General features: G+C 73.2%; 19 protein-coding genes. 6 read left to right on the top strand and 13 right to left on the bottom strand.

The genetic code is table 11. The features are described from left to right. Window positions 1-250: 250 nt before the first annotated feature. The 7 genes from IG88_RS0105380 to IG88_RS0105350 form a co-directional block, all read right to left on the bottom strand. Window positions 251-3364 (bottom strand): DEAD/DEAH box helicase, encoded by a 3114-nt coding sequence (locus IG88_RS0105380; RefSeq protein WP_031035545.1) that lies wholly within the window; start codon window positions 3362-3364, stop codon window positions 251-253. Window positions 3365-3502: 138 nt separating this feature from the next. Next, entirely contained in the window at window positions 3503-4084 is a 582-nt protein-coding gene (locus IG88_RS0105375) for a hypothetical protein (protein WP_031035543.1), read from the bottom strand. After that, window positions 4081-5229, bottom strand: a complete 1149-nt coding sequence (locus IG88_RS0105370; RefSeq protein ID WP_031035541.1) for an ROK family glucokinase — start codon at window positions 5227-5229, stop codon at window positions 4081-4083. The genes IG88_RS0105375 and IG88_RS0105370 overlap by 4 nt, the downstream gene beginning before the upstream one ends. A gap of 121 nt (window positions 5230-5350) precedes the next feature. Further along, window positions 5351-6160 carry an ATP-binding cassette domain-containing protein gene (locus tag IG88_RS0105365; RefSeq protein WP_031035539.1) on the bottom strand — a complete coding sequence of 270 codons (810 nt, stop codon included), beginning with the start codon at window positions 6158-6160 and terminating at the stop codon, window positions 5351-5353. After that, on the bottom strand, window positions 6157-7197 hold the full coding sequence (locus IG88_RS0105360) for an ABC transporter permease (RefSeq protein WP_031035538.1): 1041 nt from the start codon (window positions 7195-7197) through the stop codon (window positions 6157-6159). Before IG88_RS0105360 ends, IG88_RS0105365 begins: the two co-directional genes overlap by 4 nt. Beyond that, the gene (locus IG88_RS0105355; RefSeq protein WP_031035537.1) at window positions 7194-8198 is read right to left on the bottom strand and encodes a sugar ABC transporter substrate-binding protein; all 1005 of its coding nucleotides are present in this window, start codon (window positions 8196-8198) and stop codon (window positions 7194-7196) included. Before IG88_RS0105355 ends, IG88_RS0105360 begins: the two co-directional genes overlap by 4 nt. A 221-nt stretch (window positions 8199-8419) precedes the next feature. Continuing rightward, complete coding sequence (locus IG88_RS0105350; RefSeq protein WP_107452052.1) at window positions 8420-9157, bottom strand: myo-inositol degradation transcriptional regulator; 738 nt, start codon at window positions 9155-9157, stop codon at window positions 8420-8422. Between the two features lie 129 nt (window positions 9158-9286). On the opposite strand from IG88_RS0105350, the gene IG88_RS0105345 reads away from it, so the two are divergent. Continuing rightward, entirely contained in the window at window positions 9287-10300 is a 1014-nt protein-coding gene (locus IG88_RS0105345; protein WP_031035535.1) for a Gfo/Idh/MocA family oxidoreductase, read from the top strand. A 16-nt stretch (window positions 10301-10316) separates the two neighbouring features. Here IG88_RS0105345 and IG88_RS0105340 read toward each other — a convergent pair whose 3' ends face one another. After that, window positions 10317-10997 (bottom strand): response regulator transcription factor, encoded by a 681-nt coding sequence (locus tag IG88_RS0105340; RefSeq protein ID WP_031035534.1) that lies wholly within the window; start codon window positions 10995-10997, stop codon window positions 10317-10319. Window positions 10998-11107: 110 nt separating this feature from the next. Continuing rightward, window positions 11108-12370 (bottom strand): sensor histidine kinase, encoded by a 1263-nt coding sequence (locus tag IG88_RS0105335; protein ID WP_037835371.1) that lies wholly within the window; start codon window positions 12368-12370, stop codon window positions 11108-11110. 170 nt (window positions 12371-12540) lie between these two features. Here IG88_RS0105335 and IG88_RS0105330 point away from each other — a divergent pair, with 170 nt between their 5' ends. Beyond that, window positions 12541-12741, top strand: coding sequence for a hypothetical protein (locus IG88_RS0105330; protein ID WP_031035532.1), 201 nt, complete (start codon window positions 12541-12543; stop codon window positions 12739-12741). 9 nt (window positions 12742-12750) lie between these two features. Here IG88_RS0105330 and IG88_RS0105325 read toward each other — a convergent pair whose 3' ends face one another. Beyond that, window positions 12751-13146 carry a ribonuclease domain-containing protein gene (locus IG88_RS0105325; protein ID WP_031035531.1) on the bottom strand — a complete coding sequence of 132 codons (396 nt, stop codon included), beginning with the start codon at window positions 13144-13146 and terminating at the stop codon, window positions 12751-12753. Window positions 13147-13333: 187 nt separating this feature from the next. Here IG88_RS0105325 and IG88_RS0105320 point away from each other — a divergent pair, with 187 nt between their 5' ends. Further along, the gene (locus IG88_RS0105320) at window positions 13334-14107 is read left to right on the top strand and encodes an SDR family oxidoreductase (RefSeq protein WP_031035529.1); all 774 of its coding nucleotides are present in this window, start codon (window positions 13334-13336) and stop codon (window positions 14105-14107) included. A gap of 93 nt (window positions 14108-14200) precedes the next feature. Here IG88_RS0105320 and alc read toward each other — a convergent pair whose 3' ends face one another. Both alc and allB read right to left on the bottom strand, forming a co-directional pair. After that, the gene (alc, locus tag IG88_RS0105315; protein WP_031035526.1) at window positions 14201-15331 is read right to left on the bottom strand and encodes an allantoicase; all 1131 of its coding nucleotides are present in this window, start codon (window positions 15329-15331) and stop codon (window positions 14201-14203) included. Between the two features lie 64 nt (window positions 15332-15395). After that, window positions 15396-16733, bottom strand: coding sequence for an allantoinase AllB (allB, locus tag IG88_RS0105310; protein ID WP_031035524.1), 1338 nt, complete (start codon window positions 16731-16733; stop codon window positions 15396-15398). Between the two features lie 255 nt (window positions 16734-16988). Here allB and allR point away from each other — a divergent pair, with 255 nt between their 5' ends. Further along, window positions 16989-17813 (top strand): allantoin degradation transcriptional regulator AllR, encoded by an 825-nt coding sequence (gene allR, locus IG88_RS0105305; protein WP_031035523.1) that lies wholly within the window; start codon window positions 16989-16991, stop codon window positions 17811-17813. A 159-nt stretch (window positions 17814-17972) separates the two neighbouring features. Here the strand turns inward: allR and IG88_RS0105300 are convergent, their stop codons facing one another. Beyond that, window positions 17973-18287 carry a DUF5955 family protein gene (locus IG88_RS0105300; RefSeq protein ID WP_031035520.1) on the bottom strand — a complete coding sequence of 105 codons (315 nt, stop codon included), beginning with the start codon at window positions 18285-18287 and terminating at the stop codon, window positions 17973-17975. Window positions 18288-18449: 162 nt separating this feature from the next. Between IG88_RS0105300 and IG88_RS0105295 the strand changes: the two genes are divergently transcribed. Then, the gene (locus IG88_RS0105295; RefSeq protein WP_031035518.1) at window positions 18450-19073 is read left to right on the top strand and encodes a nucleotidyltransferase family protein; all 624 of its coding nucleotides are present in this window, start codon (window positions 18450-18452) and stop codon (window positions 19071-19073) included. Window positions 19074-19257: 184 nt separating this feature from the next. Further along, on the top strand, window positions 19258-20880 hold the full coding sequence (gene aceB, locus IG88_RS0105290; RefSeq protein WP_031035516.1) for a malate synthase A: 1623 nt from the start codon (window positions 19258-19260) through the stop codon (window positions 20878-20880). The last annotated feature ends 61 nt before the right edge of the window (window positions 20881-20941 follow it).

Here is a 20941-nt window from a genome sequence, read left to right as displayed (position 1 = left end):
TCGGCAAGACCGGGCGGCCCGGCATGCCGTGTCCGGCGCAGTGCGGCGCGGGCGGTGTCCCCCGGGCGTGGCTCGGGGGATTCCGTGGGCTTCCCGTCCGGGGCACCACCCTCGTGACCCTGCATCGGCGCCGACGGCACCGGTCCCGGTCCCGGCGACGGTGACGCCGGCCCGCGCTCCCCGTCCGGTCCTCCCGCTCGCGCGCGAGCCTCCCGCAGGGCGCGGCGGGCCTCGTCGGCGGGCCGGGGGGTCATGACGGCCTCCGCAGGGACACGAGGTCGGACAGTTCACGGGCCGTCAGTTCGGTGAGGGCCGACTCCCCGGAGCCGAGGATCGCGTCGGCCAGGGCCCGCTTGGACCGGAGCATCTCGGCGATGCGGTCCTCGACCGTGCCCTCGGTGACGAGCCGGTGGACCTGGACCGGCTGGGTCTGGCCGATGCGGTAGGCGCGGTCGGTGGCCTGTTCCTCCACCGCCGGGTTCCACCAGCGGTCGAAGTGCACGACGTGTCCCGCGCGGGTGAGGTTCAGGCCGGTGCCCGCGGCCTTCAGGGACAGGACGAGGACCGGGGTCGCCCCGCTCTGGAAGCGGTCCACCATCCGCTCGCGCTCCGGCACCGGCGTACCGCCGTGCAGCAGGTCGACCGGGACCGCGCGGGCGGCGAGGTGCGTGGTGATGAGGCGGGCCATGCCGACGTACTGCGTGAAGACCAGCACCGAGCCGTCCTCCGCGAGCACCGTGTCCAACAGCTCGTCCAGCAGCGCGAGTTTGCCCGAGCGGGCGGTCATCCGGTCGGGCCCGCCCGGCGGGTGCTCCTCCTTCAGGAACAGGGCGGGGTGGTCGCAGATCTGCTTCAGCGAGGTCAGCAGCTTGAGGACGAGACCGCGGCGGCCCATGCCCTCGGCGGCCTCGATGGCGAGCATCGACTCGCGCACCACCGCCTCGTACAGCGCGGCCTGTTCGCGGGTGAGGGGGACGGGGTGGTCCGTCTCGGTCTTCGGCGGCAGCTCGGGGACGATGCCGGGGTCGGACTTCTTCCGGCGCAGCAGGAAGGGGCGGATCAGCCGGGCCAGGCGCTCCACGGCCTGGTCGTCCTCGCCGTTCTCCACCGCGCGCGCGTGCCGGGCGCGGAAGGACTTCAGGGGGCCGAGCAGCCCGGGGGTGGTCCAGTCGAGGAGGGACCACAGCTCGGAGAGGTTGTTCTCCACGGGGGTGCCCGTCAGCGCCACCCGTGCCGGGGACGGGATCGTGCGCAGGGCCTTCGCCGTCGCCGAGTAGGGGTTCTTCACGTGCTGCGCCTCGTCCGCGACGACCATGCTCCAGGACTGCCCCGCCAGGGTCTCGGCGGCGGATCGCATCGTGCCGTAGGTGGTGAGGACGAAGCCGCCGGCCAGGCCGTCGAGGGTGCGGTCGGGGCCGTGGAAGCGGCGGACCGGGACGCCGGGGGCGAACCGCTCGATCTCGCGCTGCCAGTTGCCCAGGAGCGAGGCCGGACAGACGACCAGCGTCGCCTCGGCGCGCGCCCGCTTCAGGTGCAGGGCGATGACGGTGACGGTCTTGCCGAGGCCCATGTCGTCGGCGAGGCAGCCGCCGAGGCCGAGCGAGGTCATGAGGTCGAGCCAGGCGAGGCCCCGCAGTTGGTAGTCGCGCAGGGTGGCGTGCAGGCCCGGCGGTGCCTCGGCGGGACGCACACCCGCGGTGAGCCGGTCGCGCAGTTCGGCCAGCGCGCCGACCGGCACCACGTCGACCGTCTCGCCGTCGGCCTCGGCGCTGCCGGTGAGGGCGACGGCGAGGGCGTCGACCGGGTCGAGCAGGCCGAGATCGCGCTTGCGGGCCCGGCGGACGAGCGCCGGGTCGACCAGTACCCAGCGGTCGCGGAGCCGGACGACGGGGCGGTGGGCCTCCGCCAGGGTGTCCATCTCGGCCTCGGTCAGCGGGTCGCCGCCGATCGCGAGCTGCCAGCGGAACTGGAGCAGGTCCTCGCTCTCGAAGAAGCCCGTGCCGTCGGTCGCCGAACCGGGCGCGGTCCTGACCACGGCGGTCGCGGTGAGGTCCTGGGCCAGGTCGCGGGGCCAGTGCACGGCGACGCCGGCGGCGGCGAGCCGGCCGGCCGCCACGCCCAGCAGGTCGGTGACCTCCTCCTCGGACAGGCCGAGCACGTCGGGCACGTCCTGCTCGGTGAGCCGGTCCAGCGGCGGCCACACCCGCGCCGCGCGCCGCACCGCGAGGGCGGCGTCCACGCGCGCGCGGGGGCCGAAGGAGGCGTCGGCCGTGCCGGACCAGAGGTCCGCGGCGTCGGCGACGAGGGTGGGGTCGGCGAGGCTGTGCACCTGGACGACCGCCGCGCCCGCGTTGCGCACGCCCGTGCGTCCGCCGCCCTCCGTGCCCGCGTCTCCGTCCGCGTCCCGGTCGAACAGGTCGTACGCCGACAGGTCCAGGCGGAGCGAGATCCGCACGCCCGTGTCCATGCCCGCGGCGACCTCGGCGGCCCAGTCGTGGGCGTCGGGCAGGTGCTGGGCCCCGCGGGCGGCGAACGGACGGCCGCAGGCGTGCGGCGCGGCCGGGGTGCGGGGCAGGGTGTCGGCGACCGCGTCGAGGAAGGCCCGGACCAGTGCTTCCGGCTCCGGCAGCCGGATCGGTCCCGGCCCGTCGAGCGGGACGGCGTGGCCCTCGGGGGGCAGGGCGGCGGCCACGGCCCGCAGGTGCGCGATGTCGTCGGGGCCGAGCGGGCCGGCCCGCCAGGCGTCGTGTCCGGTCGGGGTCAGGCCGGGCAGCAGCCGGCCGCGCGCGGTGAGCCGCAGGGCGTGCAGGGCGGCGGCGCCCCAGCAGGCGGTGGCGGGGTGGGCGGCCGGGTCGTGCCGGGCGCGCACCAGGAGGGGCAGCGCCTCGTCGAGCGGCAGCGACACCGCGGGCGTGGTCCTGCGGCGCACGCCGGCGCCGTGCGGCCGTACGACGGTCAGCTCCTCGGGTCCGGGCGGCCGTGCTCCGCCTCCGGCACCCGCCGCGGCCGCTTCCTCCGCCCCGCCCTGCCCGGGGGCCGCCCCCGCGACGGGGCTGCCCCCGGGGTCCGCCCCGGGCAACGGCGCGGCGTCGGTGCCGGTTCCGGTGCCGGTGTCGTACGCGGAGGCCGGGCCGGTGACGGGTCCGCCCTCGGGGTCCCAGAAGGCGATACGTCCCTCGCGCGGGAGGGGCGCGGGCAGGAAGACGGCCGCGAGCCGGGCGGGGACGGACGCCGCCGCCCCTTCCTGCCGGGAAGCCCCCGCGCGCCGCGCCGCCCCCTCGTACCGCGTCGTCTCCCCGGGCTGTGCCGCCCGCTCCCCCGCCCGTCCGGGAGCCGTCGTCTCCGTCACGGCCGTGTCGCCCATGCGTCCTGTCACCTCCCGCCCGTCGGCCCGATCAACTGTCTTCGACTGTACGGGCGGGGTCTGACAATCGGCTCCGACGGCCTCCCCGGGCCCGCTCCGCGGGCGGACGAGGGGAATGTGGCGACAGGACCCGGGAGCCTAGGGAACGGTGTGCGAGACGACGTAGACCATCGGGTAGTCGGGGTCGTCCATGTTCACGACGACGTCCTGGGTCGGCGCGGGGTCCTCCTGCTCCTTGACGAGACCCCACCAGGAGCCGGAGCCGCCGAATTCCCAGCCGGTGACCCGCTGGGCGCGGTCGCTGATCGCGATCTTGTCCTGTTTGAGCGCGTCCCGGTCGACGCCCAGCCCGGCCAGGAAGACGTCCAGGCCCGCGTTCGTGGTCTGGAACTGGACGTAGAGGCGGCTGGTCTTCCAGTTGTTCGTCTCGTAGTACGCGACCTCGTCCGAGGGGACCGGGACGGGCACCTCGTAGATGCGGCGCTGGAGCTTGGACGGCCAGCCCTCGGTCATGCCGGTCGCCGCGTACTTCGCCTCCTTGTCCCTGCCGCTGTCGCGGCTCTGGCCGGCGGAGATCGCGAGGTAGCCGGCCGGGACGCCGATGAGCAGCACGATGATCAGCAGCGTGAGCGCACGGCGGCGGATCATGTGGCGGCGGTCCTCGCCCGGCGGCCCGGGGTCCTCCGGGGACGCCGCCTGCTGCGGCAGGGTCTCCGTCACAGCGACTCCTGGGACGTGCGGCGGGCCTCCGCGTACCGCTCGTAGCGCTCGTACCGCTCGACGCGGCGCCGCTTGGCCCGGCGGAACCGGCGGGCGACCAGCCGGGCCAGGTCGGCGGCGCCCACCATGCCGGCCTCGGGGCCGAGCTGGGCTCGGACGATGCGGGCCTCGGGGCGGTAGCCGCGGCCGGTGAGCTGACGCTTGAAGGCGTCGCGGGCGGGGCCGATCAGCAGGTCGTCGGCGGCGCTGACCCCGCCGCCGATCACGAAGCAGGACGGGTCGAGGGCCGCGGCGAGGTTGGCGATGCCGACGCCGAGCCACTGCCCGATGTCCTGGAGCAGCTCGACGCACATGGCGTCGCCGTCGCGGGCCAGCTCGGTGATCATCGGCCCGGTGATGTCCCCGATGCTGCCCTTGACGTGCTCGATGATGCCGTAGGCCACCGGCGAGTCGGCGGCGGCCAGCTCGCGGGCCTCCCTGACCAGGGCGTTGCCCGAGCTGTACTGCTCCCAGCAGCCGCGGTTGCCGCAGGGGCAGCGGTGACCGCCGGGGACGACCTGCATGTGTCCGAACTCGCCGGCGACGCCGTACTTGCCCCGCTTGACCTGGCCCTCCTCCAGGATCGCGCCGCCGATGCCGGTGCCGAGCGTGATCATGACGAGGTGGTCCTCGCCGCGGCCGGCGCCGAAGCGCCACTCTGCCCAGGCGGCGGAGTTGGCGTCGTTGTCCACGAGGACGGAGACGGCCAGGCGGCCTGCGAGGCGGTCGCGCAGTGGCTCGTTGCGCCAGGACAGGTGGGGGGCGAACAGGACGCGGTTGCGGTCGGCGTCGACCCAGCCGGCCGCGCCGATGCCCACGGCGTGCACGTCGTGCCGGTCGGAGAGGTCCAGCACCAGCTCGACGATCGTGTCCTCGACGACCTTCGGGCTCTTGGACTTGTCCGGGGTCTCCGTGCGGAGCTTCTCCAGGATGTTGCCGTCGGCGTCGACGACACCCGCCATGACTTTCGTGCCGCCGATGTCGATGCCGACCGTGGGCACGCGGGGTGCCGAGAGGTGCGAGCGGCGTTCCCTCGTGCCCACGGTGCGCAGGACCGGGGCGCGGCGGGAGCCGATGGGGGCGGTGAAGTCGCGGTAGGTGCTCATCGGGTGCGATTGTGCCGCACGGGTGTGCCGGGTGCCGAATGGGACAGGGGGTGGCGTGACCGGTTCGTTGCCGGGTGCGGGTGCATCGTGGGTACTCGCGACCACGCGGCGGAGCCGCACATCACACAGCCCCGCGCCCCTGGGTCCGCTGCAGCTCGTGGCGTAGATCGTCCAGCTCGTTTCCGCCCGCCATCTGCCTCGTCAGCTCGTCCAGGGTGATGTCCTCCCGCTCGTGGTTGCCGACCATCGTGCCGCGCTTCAGGAGGACGAAGCGGTCGCCCACCAGGTACGCGTGGTGCGGGTTGTGCGTGATGAGGACGACACCCAGGCCCTGGTCGCGGGCCGCCGCCACGTACTTGAGGACCACGCCCGACTGCTTGACGCCGAGGGCCGCCGTCGGTTCGTCCAGTACGAGGACCTTCGCGCCGAAGTGCACCGCGCGGGCGATCGCCACGCACTGGCGTTCGCCCCCGGAGAGGGTGCCGATGGGCTGGTCGACGTCGCGGAGGTCGATCCCCATGCGCAGCAGCTCGGCGTGGGTGGTGCGGCGCATGTGGTCGACGTCCAGGCGCCTGAAGGGGCCGACGCCCTTGCGCGGCTCGGAGCCGAGGAAGAAGTTGCGCCAGACCGGCATGAGGGGGACGACGGCCAGGTCCTGGTAGACGGTGGCGATGCCGCGGTCCAGGGCCTCGCGCGGGGAGGACAGGCGGGTCTCCTCGCCGTCCAGCCGCAGCGTGCCGCCGTCGTGCCGGTGCAGCCCGGCGATGATCTTGATGAGGGTGGACTTGCCCGCGCCGTTGTCGCCCAGTACGCAGGTGATCTCCCCGGCGTGGACCTCCAGGGACACGCCTTCCAGGGCGCGGACGTTGCCGTAGTTCTTGCTGACGCCGGACAGCTCGACGAGTGCCGTACGGCTTGCGGTCTGCGTCATTTGGTGGCCTCCGCGCGCTTGCGGACCCAGGCGTTGAGCAGGGTCGCGAGGAGCAGCATCGCTCCGAGGAAGAACTTGAACCAGTCGGGGTTCCACTCGGCGAAGACGATGCCCTTGCTGGTCATGCCGAAGATGAGGGCGCCGACCGCCGAGCCGACGGCGCTGCCGTAGCCGCCGGTGATCAGGCAGCCGCCGATGACGGCCGCGATGATGTAGATCAGCTCGTTTCCCACGCCCTCGCCGGACTGGACGACGTCGTAGGAGAACAGCAGGTGCTGGCCGGAGATCCAGGCGCCGAGGCCCACGCCCATGTAGAGGCCGATCCTGGTCCCGGTGACCGGAACGCCCACCGCGCGGGCGGCGTCCTTGTTGCCGCCGACCGCGAAGATCCAGTTGCCCGCGCGGGTGCGCAGCAGGATCCAGCTCGCGACGGCTACCAGGGCGAGCCACCACAGGATGGTCACCTTGAAGCCGACGCCGCCGACGGTGACCGTGGAGGCGAAGACGTCGCGGGCGGAGGGGAAGCCCTCCATGTCGGCGATGGACTTGGTGGACACGGTGCCGTCGATGAGCTTGGTGAAGCCCAGGTTCAGGCCGGTCAGCATGAGGAACGTGCCGAGCGTGATGATGAAGCTGGGGAGCTTGGTGCGGGTGAGCATGAAGCCGTTGAAGGCGCCGACCGCCAGGGTGACCAGCAGCGACACGCCGACGCCGACCCAGACGTTGGCGGTCATCTGGTAGCTGAACATCGACGACACCAGCGCCGAGGAGGTGACCATGACGCCCGCGGACAGGTCGAACTCGCCGCCAATCATCAGCAGGGCCACCGGGACGGCCATGATGCCGATCGTCGAGGCGGCGTAGAGCACGGTGCTGAGGCTGGAGGCGCGCAGGAAGCTGTCGGCGAAGAACGCGAAGAAGACGAAGACGGCGACCGCGCCGACGACGGAGCCCAGTTCGGGGCGGCCGAGGAGCTTGCGCAGCGGAGAGGTCCGCAGGAGCCGTTCGTCGGCCTCCCTCACCTGCGTGGCGTTCATCGCGTGCCCCGCTTCGTGTAGTCGGCCAGGGCCGCGGCGTCGTCCTTGGTGATGATCTGCGGCCCGGTGAGCACGGGCCGGCCGCCGCCGAGGACGTCGGCGTTGTACTTGTACAGCCACAGCAGGTCGACGGCCTCGTAGCCCTGGAGGTAGGGCTGCTGGTCGACGGCGAAGCCGAGGGTGCCGTCCTCGAGTCCGGCGGCCACCTTGGCGTTGAGGTCGAAGGTGTCGATCTCCGCCTTGCTGCCGGCGCCTTGCTTGGCCTTGACGGCGGTGTCGGCGTAGGGGGCGCCGAGGGTGACGACGGCGTCGACGGACTTGTCGGTCTGGAGCTTGGCCTCGATGGCGGACTGCACGTCCGGCATGCTGGTGCCGTTGACGTAGAGCCGCTGGAGCTTGCCGTCGAAGGTCTTCTCGACGCCGTCGCAGCGCTGCTCGTGGCCGACGTTGCCCTGCTCGTGGAGGACGCAGATCGCCTGCTTGCGGCCCCGCTGGTTCAGCTCGTCGCCCACGGCCTCGCCCGCGACGGTCTCGTCCTGGCCGACGTGGGTGAGGGCGCCGAACTCCTTGGACTCCGCGGAGCCGGAGTTCACCGTGATCACGGGGATGCCCGCCTTGTGCGCGCGGGCGAGGGCGGACTTCATCGCGTCGGGCTTGGCGAGGCTGACGACGATGCCGTCGACCTTCTTGTCGACGGCGGCGTCCACGAGCTGGGCCTGCTGCTGCGCCTCGTCGTCGTGCGAGTAGAGGAAGTTGATGTTGTCCTTGACCGCGGCCTGCTCGGCGCCGCTCTGGACGATGTCCCAGAAGGTGTCGCCGTCGCCCGAGTGGGTGATCATCGCGAAGGTCCAGCGGGGGGTGTCCACCGCCGCCCTGCCCTGGGCCGACGCGGCCTTGCGGGCGTCCTCGGCGCGCTTGCCGCCGGTGCTGCTGCAGCCGGCCAGGGACACCGACAGTGCCCCGGCCAGCGCGATGCCCACCCATGTCCGAAACCGTGCCACGAGGCCGTGCCCTTCTTGCCGTGCTGTGCTGGTCGTGCTGTGCGTGCGCGCCGGACGCGGGGGTCCGGCTGCCGGGTTCTGGAAACCCCAAACGCCCCATTGTCCGACACACAAGCGGAGCGCGTTCCTCCGGGGAGCGGCCGACGGTCACATTGTCCGGACATTGCGACGAACCCGCACGGTGGGCACCGCCGGCGGGAGCCGTCCGCGAAGGTGGCAGCTCAGGGCCGCACGAGCAACTGGAACTCGAAGGAGTAGCGGGACGGCCGGTAGGTGTGGGTGCCGAACTCGACGGCGCGTCCGGTGTCGTCGAACGTCGTGCGCTCCATGGTGAGCAGCGGCGCGCCCGCGTCCTCGCCGAGCCGTTCGGCCTCGCCGTCGGTGGCGGCGCGGGCGCCGATGGTCTGCCGGGCGCTGTGCAGGGTGATGCCGGCGGCGCGCATCAGCCGGTAGAGGCCGGTGGCCTCCAGTTGTCCGGTGTCCAGGTCGAGCAGGCCGGGCGGCAGGTAGTTGCACATGTACGCCATCGGCTCGCCGTGCGTCAGCCGCAGCCGCTCGACGCGGTGCACGTCGCCGCCCTCGGCCACCCCGAGCGCGGCGGCGACCTCGGCGGTCGCGGGGACGACGGTGTTGACCAGGACCTTCGTGGCCGGGCGCTGCCCGGCCGCCTCCAGGTCGTCGAAGAGGCTGCTGAGTTCCAGCGGGCGCCGGACCTTGCTGTGCACGACCTGGGTGCCGACGCCCCGGCGCCGTACCAGCAGGCCCTTGTCGACGAGCGACTGGATGGCCTGGCGGACGGTGGGCCGGGACAGACCGAGCCGCGCGGCCAGCTCGATCTCGTTGCCGAGCAGGCTGCCGGGGGTCAGGGCGCCGTGCTCGATCGACGCCTCGAGCTGCTGCGCCAACTGGAAGTACAGCGGCACGGGGCTGCTGCGATCCACGCTGAGGTCCAGCGACACGGTGGGATCCACTTCTGGTTTCGGCACGGGCCGAGCGTAGCTCCGTGCGCAGGGGACGGGAAGCTGTGCGGTCCGATTGTCCGGACATACGCATTGACAGGCCGCGGGCCGTGAGCCCACTTTGATTCCATGCGCATCGGGGTCATCGGGACGGGCCGCATCGGCACCGTTCACGCCAACACGCTCAGCCGCCACCGCGACGTAGGGTCCCTGATCCTCACCGACGCCGACCTCGCGCGGGCCCAGGACCTGGCCCACCGGCTGGGCGAGACGGCGGCACCTGGAGTGGACGAGATCTTCCGGTGGGGCGTGGACGCGGTGGTGATCACCACGGCGACGCCGGCCCACGCCGAGCTGATCGGCCGGGCGGCCCGCTCGGGGCTGCCGGTGTTCTGCGAGAAGCCCGTCGCGCTGGACCTGCCCGGGACGTTGCAGGCGATCGCCGAGGTGGAGGCCGCCGGGACGATCCTCCAGATGGGCTTCCAGCGCCGCTTCGACACCGGCTACGCGGGCGCCCGTGAGGCGGTGCGGTCCGGGCGGCTCGGCCGCCTGCACACCGTCCGCGCGGTGACGAGCGACCAGGCCCCGCCGCCGGCCGCGTACCTGCCGCAGTCCGGCGGGCTCTACCGGGACACGCTCATCCACGACTTCGACGTGCTGCGCTGGGTGACCGGGCGGGAGGTCGTCGACGTGTACGCCGCCGGGTCCGACGCCGGTCCGCCGATGTTCCGCGCGGCGGACGACGTGGACACCGGGGCCGCGCTGCTCACGCTGGACGACGGCACACTGGCCACGGTGACGGCGACGCGGCTGAACGGGGCGGGGTACGACGTCCGCATGGAGCTGGCCGGGGAGCTGGACCAGATCGTCGTGGGCCTGGACGACCGTACGCCGATCGCGTCCACCGAGCCGACCGGGCCGCCGGCCGCGGACAAGCCCTGGACCGGCTTCGTGGAGCGTTTCGGGCCCGCCTACGAGGCCGAGCTGGGCGCGTTCGTGCAGGTCGTGCGCGGTGAGCGGGCCAACCCGTGCGACGGGCGCGAGGCGCTGCAGGCCCTGCGGATCGCCGAGGCCTGCGAGGTCTCCCGCCGCGAGCGGCGGCCGGTCCCGCCGGCGGAGATCCCCGAGGCCCTCATCCCCTAGCCGAGGCGCTCGTCCCCTAGGGGGTGTCGTCCTGGAAGGCGTCCAGGAGGCCCGCGTCGTACGTCAGCAGCGCGATCTGCACCCGGTTGTTCAGGCCGAGCTTGGCCAGGATGCGCGAGACGTGCGCCTTGACCGTGGCGACGCTCATGAAGAGGTGGGTGGCGATCTCGGCGTTGGCCATGCCGCGGCCGACGGCGACGGCGACCTCGCGTTCGCGGTCGTTGAGCGTGTCCACCCGGGCACGCGCGCGCGTGCGCCGCGTGTCGGGCCCCGTGCCGGCCGCCCGCTCCATCAGCCGCCGGGTCACCGCGGGCGACAGGACGGGGTCGCCGGCCGCGACCCTGCGGACCGCGTCCAGGATCTCCGCGGGCGGGGTGTCCTTCAGGACGAACCCGGCGGCACCGGCGCGCAGCGCCCGCAGCACCTGCTCGTCCGCGTGGAACGTGGTGAGCACGACGACCTGGGGCGCGTCCGCGCGGGCGCGCAGCCGTTCGGTCGCGGTGAGGCCGTCCACCACCGGCATCCGGATGTCCATCAGGACGACGTCCGGGCGGGTGCGGTCGACGAGCGCGCCGACCTCGTCCCCGTCGGCGGCCTCGCCGACGATCTCGACGTCGTCGGCCCCGCCCAGCATGAGGGCCAGTCCCGCCCGCACGAGGGGGTCGTCGTCGACGAGGAGGAGTCTGATCGCAGTCATGGACATAAGTAATCACGGCCGCCGGGCGGCGACTTCACCCCCGGGCCGGCACCTCCGCGCTCGCGCGGCGGGAGCTCCGCGGCCCCGCCCCGCCTCCTGCTTCTTCCGCCTCACCGCGTCCACGGCAGCCTTGCCCGTACCTCGAAGCCCCCCGCGGGGGTGGGCCCGTGCTCCAGGGTGCCGCCGGCGAGCGTGGCCCGCTCGGTGAGCCCGATCAGGCCCTGTCCGGAGCCGGGCACGTACGGCACGTCGCCGCGGGGCGGGGCGTTGCGCACCGACAGGGCCAGGCCGTCGCCCGGTGCTCCGGCGACCGAGACGGTGACCTCGGTGCCGGGGGCGTGCTTGCGCGCGTTGGTCAGTGCCTCCTGGGCGATGCGGTACGCGGTGCGGCCGACGGAGGACGGGACCGCCGCGGGGTCGGGGACGCGGTCGGCGAGGGTGACCTCCATGCCGGCCGCCCGGGACTCCGCGACCAGTGCGCCGAGGGCCGCGAGCGTCGGCTGGGGGCGGCCCGCGTCGTCGGAGTCCGCCGCCCGCAGGACGCCGATGATCTGCCGCAGGTCCTGAAGTGCCTCGTGCGCGCTCTCACGGATGACGCCCGCCGCCCGCGCGACCTCCTCCCGGGGCGCGTCGGGCCGGAACTCCAGGGCGCCCGCGTGCACGCTGAGCAGTGTCAGCCGGTGGGCCAGGACGTCGTGCATCTCCCGGGCGATGGCCTCCCTGGCCAGCCGCTGCGCCTGCTCGCCCCGCAGCCGGGCCTCGGCCTCGGCGTGCCGGGCGCGGTCGCGCAGGCTGAGGAGCAGTTGGCGCTTGGAGCGCACCAGCAGGCCCCAGCCGACGACGGTGGCGGTGAGCAGGGTGCCGATCGCGATCGACGCCAGGTACGGCAGGCCCGGTTCCGGGCGCAGCCAGTAGTACAGGGGCTGTGTCAGCCATCCGGCCGTGCCCACCCAGGCCAGGTACCGCAGGGGCCGGTGCACGGCGAGCGTGAACAGGGAGGCGAGGGCGGCGCCGCCGGCGGTGGCGGAGACGAGGGAGACCGGCACCATCGCCACGGCCAGTGCGACCGGCCATCGCCGCCGGAGCCAGACCGCGGCACAGGACAGGGCCCCGACCAGTTGGTCGGCGGCGGCCATGGCCGGTGAGAGGCCGGGTTCCTGGTCCAGCGTGTCGACGGTCAGCAGTCCGACGACCGCCGCGAGCAGGAAGAAGGCGAAGTCGACGACCCAGTCGCGGGCGGTGCGCCGGGGCCGCCCGCCGGGCCGCCGGGGCTGCGGGTACAGGTCCTCGACGAGCGCCGCCGGCAGCACCCAGCGCCGTTTCGCGAAGGCCGGGGGCGCCGCGGCCTGCTGGTCAGTGTTCACAGTCGACAAATCTACGCAGGGCCGGCGTCGGGGAGGGCCGGGCCGGGGGCATCGCCGACCAAAGTCGCGGGACCGGCGACTTTCGGCGCGCCGCGCCCCGCGCGACGGCGCCTTCCGTCGGGAGGTACTCGCCCCGCGGCCGATGTGTGTGGGGGGACCGCGGGGCGAGGGTCTTCACCATGAAGAAACTGCTGGAGATCGCGGGCTTCCTCGCCGTACTGCAGGGTGCGATGGGCCTGGTGCACGAGTTCACCGACTGGAACGTGGGCCTGGTGCGGCGGATCGGCTTCCTCGACGGCTACGAGGTCTACGCGAGCGTGGCCCTGCTCGCTCTCGGCGCCGCGCTGTTCGCCGCCGCCGAGAGCAGCCCGCCCGCGTGAACGCGCGCCTCAGCAGCCGAAGTCGACCAGGTCGAACGACGCGTAGTGGTCGGCCGTGTAGTAGTCCTCCTGGTTCGCCTCACCGGTGACGATCCGGCGGGCTCCGCGCGTGTCGGAGCCCGGCGTGATCACGGTGTACTCGTGGTAGTACCCGGAGGACCGGCTGGGCAGGATGCCCTCCCGGTTCTGGAAGACGGTCCCGTCCTGGTCGTACGGGTAGGGGCCGCCCTGCTCGATCAGGTCGAGCGTGTCGTGGGCCTGGGAGGGCAGGTCGCTGTAGCAGATGTCGCCGACCGCCGCCGGGGCGGCGCCGGACGGGGTCGCGGAGACGGTGCCGCCCACGAGGAGGGCGGACAGGACTGCGGCTGCTGCGCCGAGCCGGGCGGCGCGTGGGGGGAATCGCATGTCTCATGATGACGCGCGTAGACAGTGGCATGTCAATGACAAGAATGTGGAGTTTCCCGGGACGTTCCCGGGACGTCCCATGTGTTTTCGGCGCCTTCGCACCGTTGTCGGCGAAGCCCCGGCCGCCGGTCGGGTCGATGTCCGTTCGCCGCCAGCACGGGCACGGCCGACCGGCTGGGATGGACCCATGAACACGACAGCGAATCCTCTCGCACCCTCCACCCCCGCTCCCCTGAGCGGCCGCACCGCCCTGGTGACCGGCGGCAGCCGGGGCATCGGCGCGGCGACCGCCCTGCGCCTGGCGCGCGACGGCGCGGACGTCGCCCTCACCTACGTGAACGGCCAGGACGCGGCCGGGGACGTCGTGCACGCGGTGGAGGCGCTGGGGCGTCGGGCGGTCGCCCTGCGGGCCGACTCCGCCGACGCGGACGAGGCGGCGGGCGCGGTCGAGCGGGCCGCGACGGCGCTCGGCGGCGGTCTCGACGTACTGGTCAACAACGTGGGCCTCGGCCTGCTCGGCCCCCTGGAGAGTCTCTCCCCCGCCGACGTCGACCGGCTGCTTGCCGTGAACGTCCGTGGTGTCTTCCTCGCCTCGCAGGCGGCCGCGGCCCGCATGACCGCGGGCGGGCGGATCATCACCGTCGGCACCTGCATGACGCAGCGGGTGCCGGGGCCCGGCGGGACGCTGTACGCGACGAGCAAGTCGGCGCTGGTCGGCATGACCAAGGCGCTGGCCAGGGAGCTGGGCCCGCGCGGCATCACGGCGAACATCGTGCACCCGGGGCCGATCGACACCGACATGAACCCGGCGGACGGCCCCTTCGCGCAGGGGCAGGCGGCCATGACGGCGCTGGGCCGCTTCGGCACGGCGGACGAGGTGGCCTCGACCGTGGCGTACCTGGCGACCGCCTCCTACGTCACCGGCGCGGAGTTCGCGGTCGACGGCGGCCACGCGGCGTAGCCCTCGGCGCCCGCCCGCGGGCATGCCCGCGGGGCGCACCGGTGTTGTCCAGTCGGTGCGCCCCGCGGGTCGAGGCCGGGCGGTGGGGGCGGGTCAGCCGCCCAGTTCCTGGTGGCGGGCGGCGAGGCGGGACGCGCCGTCCTCCGTCAGGGAGCCGAACAGGCGCAGGCGGGAGATGCCGCCGTCGGGGAAGATGTCCACGCGCGCGTGGGTGCCGACGGCCGCCTCGGGCAGGACGAAGCGGTGGTTGGTGTCGGGCTGCATCCGGGTGCGCGGGAGCACTTCGCGCCACTCGCCGTCCTCCCCGTCCTTGACGGAGACGGACGCCCAGCCGGCGCTGTTGCCCTTCAGGTACGCCGTGTCGATCTCGATCGCGCGGATCTGCGCGCGGTCCACCAGGCGGTACTGGATCCAGTCGTTGCCCCGGTCGCGGCGGCGGCGGGTCTCCCAGCCGTCGTCCATCTTGCGGGAGCGGCCCGGCTGGATGGTGTTGGTGGCCGGTGAGTAGAAGAGGTTGGAGGCGTCCTCGACCTGGCCGCCGTTCTCCAGGGCGACCACGTCGAAGGTGCCGAGGGCGGTGAGCCAGGCGGGGTCGGGGACGACCTCGCCGTACACGCGCAGGCGGGCGATGCCGCCGTCGGGGTGCTGCTTGAGGCGCAGGTGGGTGAAGCGCTGCTCGGCGGAGACGGCGAAGCCGTTGGCGGCGTGGCCGCCGACCGGGGTGCGCGGGACGAGGGTCGTCCACTTCACGTCGTCGGCGAGCAGTTCCTCGGGCGACGGGGAGCCCGCGACCGAGGCGCCCTCGACGGAGACGGCCTGCGGGTAGTTGCCGCGGAAGTGGGCGGTGTCGACGACGATGCCGCGGATGACACCGGGGGCGCCGAGGCGGATCAGGGCCCAGTCGTGGTCCTCCTCGGCGGGCCAGGGCTGCTCGGCCGAGACGCCGCGGCGCCGGCGGGTCTCCCAGCCGTCCATGACCTTGCCCTTGTGCCCGAAGTGCTCGGGGTCGAACTCGGCGGGCTCGGGCACCAGCAGGTTCTCGCGCTGGGCGAAGAACTCGTCGTTGGCGGCGACGACACCCGCGCCGAGCTGCCGGTCGGCAAGGTTGGCGTACTGGGTGAAGGGAAGGTCGGCGGTGCGGTAGTCCGCGTACGGGTCGCCGCCTCCGTAGGGCTGGGCGTCGCCGGTGAAGCTGGCCAACGAGGTGTTCTGCTGGGCCGTCACGGTGATCAGGTGTTCCTTTCGGGGCTGTTCGGGAGGGACTTGGTTCAGGGGGTGGCCGGGCACGTCAGGCCCGGTCGAGGAGCTGTCCCTTCGGGTCGGTGAACGCGCCGTCCGCCACGATGCGCCGTCCGCGCAGCCAGGTGGACTTCACGACGCCGTACAGGGTCTTGCCCGCGTACGCGGTGACGCGGTTGCGGTGCTGGAGGGCGGCCGGGTCGACGGTGAAGGTCTCGTCGGGGGCGAGGACGGCGAAGTCCGCGTCGTGGCCCGGCGCGATGGCGCCCTTGCGGGCGTCGAGCCCCACCAGCGCGGCCGTGCGCGCCGACATCCAGCGCACGATGTCCTCCAGGCCCAGGCCGCGCTCGCGGGCCGCGGTCCACATGGCCGGCAGGCTGAGCTGGAGTCCGGCGATGCCGCCCCAGGCGGTGGCGAAGTCGTCGGTCTTGAGGTCGGCCGTGGACGGCGAGTGGTCGGTGACGACGCAGTCGATGGTGCCGTCGACGAGCGCCTGCCAGAGCAGGTCCTGGTTGGCGGCCTCGCGGATCGGCGGGCAGCACTTGAACTCGCTGGCGCCGTCCGGCACTTCCTCGGCGGTGAGGGTGAGGTAGTGCGGGCAGGTCTCGACCGTCACCTTCACGCCGTCGGCGCGGGCCTCGGCGATCAGCGGCAGGGCGTCGCTGGAGGACAGGTGGAGGACGTGCACGCGCGCGTTGAACCGCTTGGCCTGCGCGAGCAGGGTGGCGATCGCGGTGTCCTCGGCGTCGCGCGGGCGGCTGGCGAGGAAGTGGCTGTACTCGGGCCCGCCCTGCTGCGGAGCGGCGGCCAGGTGGTGCGGGTCCTCGGCGTGCACGATGAGCAGGCCGTCGAAGGCGGCGATCTCCGCCAGCGACCGGGCGAGCTGCTCCTGGTCGAGGTGCGGGAACTCGTCCACGCCCGACGGCGACAGGAACGCCTTGAAGCCGAAGACCCCGGCCTCGTGCAGCGGGCGCAGGTCCTTGACGTTGTCCGGCAGGGCGCCGCCCCAGAAGCCGACGTCGATGTGGGCCTTGTCGGCGGCGACCTCGCGCTTGGTGCGCAGGTTCTCGACCGTGGTGGTCGGCGGGATGGAGTTGAGCGGCATGTCGACGAGGGTGGTGATGCCGCCGGCCGCCGCGGCGCGGGTGGCGGTCCAGAAGCCCTCCCACTCGGTGCGGCCGGGGTCGTTCACGTGCACGTGGGTGTCGACCAGGCCGGGCAGGACGACGTGGTCGCCGACGTCCTCCAGCCGTGCGCCCGCCGGAACGGGGGCGTCGTACGGCAGGACCGCCGTGATCTTCTCCCCGGTGACCGCGACGGACGCGGCGCGGGTCCCCTCGGGAGTGACGACGCGCGTCGAGCGCAGCACCAGTTCAGCTTCGGACACCCGGATCCCCTTCTCTGCCTGTGCTTCTCTGCCTCTGCCCCCGGATTTCAACGTTCTGTTGAAGGAGTCTTCACTCCGACTCCGAGGCCGTCAAGAGGCACCCTTTGTGAGGGCATGCCCAATGACTCCGCTCTGGACGTTTCCACAAAGCGGAATTAGAATTCCAGCAAGCAGAACGTAGCTACGTACAAGCCGGTAGTCAACCGGCCGCCGGGTACGCTTCTTTCCTCCCGCCAGCCCCGAAAGGAACGTGCCGTGCCGACGTCCAGCGCCAGCACCACCGACTCCGCCAGGTCCGCCACCGGTGGCGTCCAGTCCCTGGAGCGCGCCTTCGACCTGCTCGAACGGATGGCGGATGCGGGGGGCGAGGTCGGCCTGAGCGAGCTCTCGGCCAGCAGCGGGCTGCCGCTGCCGACCATCCACCGCCTCATGCGCACCCTCGTGGCCTGCGGATACGTACGCCAGCAGCCCAACCGCCGCTACGCGCTCGGCCCGCGCCTGATCCGCCTGGGCGAGTCCGCCTCCCGGCTGCTCGGTACCTGGGCCCGCCCGCACCTGGCCCGTCTGGTCGAGGAGACCGGCGAGACGGCGAACATGGCTCTGCTCGACGGCGACGAGATCGTGTACGTCGCGCAGGTGCCGTCCAAGCACTCGATGCGCATGTTCACCGAGGTGGGCCGGCGTGTCCTGCCGCACTCCACGGGCGTCGGCAAGGCGCTGCTCGCGGACTTCCCGGCGGACGAGGTGCGGGCCCTGCTGGGGCGTACCGGCATGCCGGCCGCGACCGACAAGACGATCACCACGCCGGACGGCTTCATCGCGGCGCTGGAGGACGTGCGGCGCCAGGGGTACGCCATCGACGACAACGAGCAGGAGATCGGCGTGCGCTGCCTGGCCGTCTCCGTGCCGGACTCCCCCACCGCCGCGGCCATCTCGATCTCCGGCCCGGCGGGCCGGGTCACCGAGGCCGCGACCGAGCGGATGGTGCCCCTGCTCCAGCAGGTGGCGGCGGAGCTGTCACAGGCCCTGCTGACCTCGAACGGCGCGTCGAACGGCGCGAACGGCGGCCCGGCGGTCTGATCCGCGCCCGCGCGCGGGGTTCACGCCCGCGCGCCGGGTTCGCGCACCGAGCCCGTACCAGGGCCCGCACCCGGTCACACAACCCCGGTCGCACAACCGCGGTCGCCCACCCCGGGGCGCGCGCTCCCGTCACCCGCTCCGCGCCCCGCGCTCCGGCGCTCAGCGGCGCGGCGGAGCGCCGAACTGTTCCACGGCGTGACGGACCTCCGTCAGCCCCGGCCGCAGGGCGCTGACGGAGCCGATCGCGCCGGCTACCAGCAGCAGGGAGCGGCGCAGCCGGGGCGCCTCGGGGACGCCGTGGCCCGCCATCGCGGCGAGGTCGGCCAGTTCGTCCTCCGCGATGCCGCGGTCCGGGAAGTCGGCGGGCAGCAGGGCGAGTTGCCGACGCAACCGGGACACCGCGGCCCGCAGCGCCACCACCCTCACGTCCTCGTCGCCGACGGTCACGTACCCCTGCCCCACGCTCTGCACCACAGCCCTCCCCGGCCTCCCCCGCGCACCCCGTTGTGCGCGGGCCAGTAAACGCCACCCCGGGGCGCACGCGCCACCGCACGGACCGAAGATCAGCCTTCGGTACGTCCCCGGAATCCCCGCGCGGAGCACGGCGTTTGACGGGCCGTCGGGTATGCAGGACGCATGACCGAGGACGAAGCGCAGACACAACAGCAGGTGGGCGGCCCGGTGGCGGGGCTGGTGCTGGCCGCCGGGGGCGGCCGGCGGCTCGGCGGCCACCCCAAGGCACTGCTGCACCACCGCGGACGCCTGCTCGTCGAACACGCGGCCGAGATGGTGCGTTCCGCCGGCTGCGCCCGCGTGCACGTCGTCCTGGGGGCGCGCGCCGAGGACGTACGCGCGCGGGCGGCGCTCGACGGCTGCGTCCTGGTGGACAACCCCGGCTGGGAAGAGGGCATGGGCTCGTCCCTGCGGGCCGGACTCCGCTCACTGACCGGCACCGGAGCGCGGGCGGCCCTGGTCTGCCTGGTGGACCAGCCCGGCATCGGCACCGAGGCGACGGCCCGGGTGCGCGCCGGGTACCGGGACGAGACGTCGCTGGTCTCGGCGGCGTACGCGGGCGTGCGCGGGCATCCGGTGCTGCTCGGCGCCGCCCACTGGGCGGGAATCGCGGCGACCGCCACCGGCGACCGGGGTGCCCGCGCCTATCTCCGGGAACACGAGGCGGAGATCGTCCTCGTCGAGTGCGGGGACGTGGCCCGGCCGTACGACATCGACACGGAGGCGGACCTGGGCCACCTTGAGTGAGGGAGGTGGCACCCAGCGCCACCTTCCCTCGACCCGGAGAATCTCGACATCAACAAACCATTGAAGTTCCACGATGAGGAAACTACTATCCACTGACCAGAAGCACTCCGCTGCACGGCGAGTGCGTAATGCCCCATACGCACCCTCTGGCACCCGGTGCCACCGCTGAAGGAAGTGACAGCTCATGTCCGCACCAGCGCCGTCCACGCTGGCCATCGTCGACGCCGAGCCCCTGCCCCGGCAGGAGGAGGTGCTCACCGATGCGGCGCTCGCCTTCGTGGCCGAGCTGCACCGGCGGTTCACGCCCCGGCGTGACGAACTCCTCGCCCGCCGTGCGGAGCGCCGCGCCGAGATCGCCCGCACCTCCACGCTCGACTTCCTCCCGGAGACCGCCGCCGTCCGCGCGGACGACTCCTGGAAGGTGGCCCCCGCTCCGGCCGCGCTGCAGGACCGCCGCGTCGAGATCACCGGCCCCACCGACCGCAAGATGACCATCAACGCCCTGAACTCGGGCGCGAAGGTCTGGCTCGCCGACTTCGAGGACGCCTCCGCGCCGACCTGGGAGAACGTGGCCCTCGGCCAGCTCAACCTGACCTCGGCCTACACCCGCACGATCGACTTCACCGACGAGCGCACCGGCAAGTCGTACGCCCTGCGTCCGGACGAGGAGCTGGCGACGGTCGTCATGCGCCCGCGCGGCTGGCACCTCGACGAGCGCCACCTCCAGGTCGACGGCCGCCCCGTCCCCGGCGCCCTGGTCGACTTCGGCCTGTACTTCTTCCACAACGCACAGCGCCTGCTGGACCTCGGCAAGGGCCCGTACTTCTACCTCCCGAAGACGGAGTCCCACCTGGAGGCCCGCCTGTGGAACGAGGTGTTCGTCTTCGCGCAGGACTACGTCGGCATCCCGCAGGGCACCGTCCGCGCCACCGTCCTGATCGAGACGATCACGGCCGCGTACGAGATGGAGGAGATCCTCTACGAGCTGCGCGACCACGCCTCCGGGCTCAACGCCGGCCGCTGGGACTACCTGTTCTCCATCGTCAAGAACTTCCGTGACGGCGGCGCCAAGTTCGTCCTGCCGGACCGCAACGCGGTGACGATGACCGCCCCCTTCATGCGGGCGTACACCGAACTCCTCGTGCGCACCTGCCACAAGCGGGGCGCGCACGCGATCGGCGGCATGGCGGCGTTCATCCCCTCCCGCCGGGACGCCGAGGTCAACAAGGTCGCCTTCGAGAAGGTCCGCGCCGACAAGGACCGCGAGGCCGGCGACGGCTTCGACGGCTCCTGGGTCGCCCACCCCGACCTGGTCCCGATCGCCATGGAGTCCTTCGACAAGGTCCTCGGCGACAAGCCCAACCAGAAGGACCGCCTGCGCGAGGACGTCGACGTCAAGGCCGCCGACCTCATCGCGATCGACTCCCTGGACGCCAAGCCGACGTACGCGGGCCTGGTCAACGCCGTGCAGGTCGGCATCCGCTACATCGAGGCGTGGCTGCGCGGCCTCGGCGCGGTCGCCATCTTCAACCTGATGGAGGACGCCGCCACCGCCGAGATCTCCCGCTCGCAGATCTGGCAGTGGATCAACGCCGAGGTCGTCCTCGACAACGGCGAGCAGGTCACCGCCGACCTGGCCCGCAAGGTCGCCGCCGAGGAACTGGCGAACATCCGCGCCGAGATCGGCGACGAGGCCTTCGCGGCCGGCAACTGGCAGCAGGCGCACGACCTGCTGCTCACCGTGTCGCTCGACGAGGACTACGCCGACTTCCTGACGCTGCCGGCGTACGAGCAGCTCAAGGGCTGACGCCCGGGCGCGCTCGACGGTCCGCGCTCCCGGCGCCGTACTGCGGCACCGGGAGCGCGGT

The organism is Streptomyces sp. NRRL F-5650 (assembly GCF_000721365.1).
Classification (GTDB): Bacteria; Actinomycetota; Actinomycetes; order Streptomycetales; family Streptomycetaceae; genus Streptomyces; species Streptomyces ardesiacus.
This window is presented reverse-complemented; position numbering and strand designations above follow the sequence as displayed.